Here is an 816-nt window from a genome sequence, read left to right on the forward strand (position 1 = left end):
TTGTCGACGTAAAGGACGCCCGGGTCGACGGTGGCCGCCGGGTGACGCCGGGCCAGTTCCGCCGTGTGGGCCCAGTGTGTGGTGGCGCGCCTGCCGTCGAGCAGTCCCGCCGCGCCCAGGATGAAGGCGCCCGTGCACAGTGAGGCCACGCGGGCGCCTGCCGCGTGGGCCGCACGTACCGCCTCGACCAGCTCGGCGGGCGGGTCGCGGTCGGTGTCGGCCCAGCCGGGGATGATCACGGTGTCCACGTGCGCGAGGTGGTCGAGTCCCCGGTCGGGTTCCAGACGGAAGCGGTCCACGGACACCAGACCGCTCCCGCAGAGGGAGAAGTCGTACCAGGGGTCCACGACGTGGGTCAGGTCGGCCCCGAAGACCTCGAGTGCCACGGACAGTTCGTAGTGGAGCATGCCGTCGGTGACGGCCAGCGCGACGGAGGGCATGTCCGGAACTGTACGTGAGGTGTCCTTTCCGACGCTCCTGCCAGTGGCTGCCGCAGGGACAGGATGGGGATGTCAGGCCGCAGCGGATCGACCTCGCAGCGGGCGTGTTCGAGTTCTACTACACGGGGGAGTCCACCATGGGGACAGGTCAGCTGGTCACGGTGTTCGGCGCCTACGGTCACACCGGGCGGTTCGTGGTCGCGGAGCTGGCCGCCCGCGGGTTCGTCCCGGTGCTGTCCGGGCGCAACGCACGCGCCTTGGAGGAGATGGCCCACAGACACGGGCAGGAGGCCCGGGTGGCCTCGGTCGAGGAACCGGCTTCGCTGGAGCGGGCCCTGGCGGGCGCGGCGGCGGTCGTCAACTGCGCCGGCCCCGT

The 816-nt window shown here is 71.6% G+C and carries 2 protein-coding genes; one reads left to right on the forward strand and one right to left on the reverse strand.

The genetic code is table 11. The annotated features are described in order from the left end of the window. Positions 1 to 440, reverse strand: a 440-nt coding sequence (locus tag LPA54_RS33490; RefSeq protein WP_228984483.1) for a DJ-1/PfpI family protein, incomplete at its 3' end; no start/stop codon positions are given. 137 nt (positions 441 to 577) lie between these two features. On the opposite strand from LPA54_RS33490, the gene LPA54_RS33495 reads away from it, so the two are divergent. Further along, a partial coding sequence (locus LPA54_RS33495; protein ID WP_228984484.1) for an NAD(P)H-binding protein occupies positions 578 to 816 on the forward strand: 239 nt, incomplete at its 3' end.

It is taken from the genome of Streptomyces sp. DH12, from assembly GCF_020873895.1.
Classification (GTDB): Bacteria; Actinomycetota; Actinomycetes; order Streptomycetales; family Streptomycetaceae; genus Streptomyces.